The 565-nt window shown below is 58.2% G+C and carries 1 protein-coding gene; it reads right to left on the bottom strand.

Annotation, left to right across the window (positions count from 1 at the left end; translation table 11 throughout):
- Positions 1-504 (bottom strand): saccharopine dehydrogenase family protein (locus tag F2B26_RS16775; RefSeq protein ID WP_201292821.1); only part of this gene is annotated, 504 nt, incomplete at its 3' end.
- Positions 505-565 lie beyond the last annotated feature (61 nt).

Raw genomic sequence — 565 nt, 5'->3', positions numbered from 1 at the left:
GAGGATGTCGAGCTGGCGGATGGTCTTCAGCTTGTGCTTCTTCAGCCACATGGTGAAAACGCTGGTCACGCCTGGATCGAAACCCGAACCCAGCAGCGCCATCAGGCCGGCTTCCTTGAACCGGTCGTGATAGGCCCACTGCCAGTGGTATTCGAACTTGGCCTCGTCCTTGGGCTCGTAGTTTGCCGTGTCGAGATAGCTCACGCCCGCTTCGAGGCAGGCATCCATGATCGGCAGGTCCTGGTAAGGCAGCGCAAGGTTCACCACGAGGCTCGGGTTCACCTTGCGGATAAGGTTGACCATGGCCCGGACTTCCTCGGCATCTATCTCGTAGGTCGCGACGTCCACACGGGTGCGCTCCTTCACCGACGCGGCGATAGCATCGCATTTGGATTTGGTGCGGCTGGCAAGGTGGATGTCCGTGAAGATATCTTTGTTCATAGCCATTTTGTGGACACAGACCGAGCTGACGCCACCGGCACCGATTACGAGGACTGTCGACATGTTTGTGGTTCTCCGAATTCGAATCTTGGCGGTCCCCTAGCGAAATGCGCTAAGCGCGCCA

It is taken from the genome of Cellulomonas citrea (assembly GCF_009829685.1).
In the GTDB taxonomy this organism is placed as follows: Bacteria; Actinomycetota; Actinomycetes; order Actinomycetales; family Cellulomonadaceae; genus Cellulomonas; species Cellulomonas citrea.
Note: the sequence above shows the minus strand (reverse complement) of the source record. Positions and strands in the feature narration are given on the sequence as shown.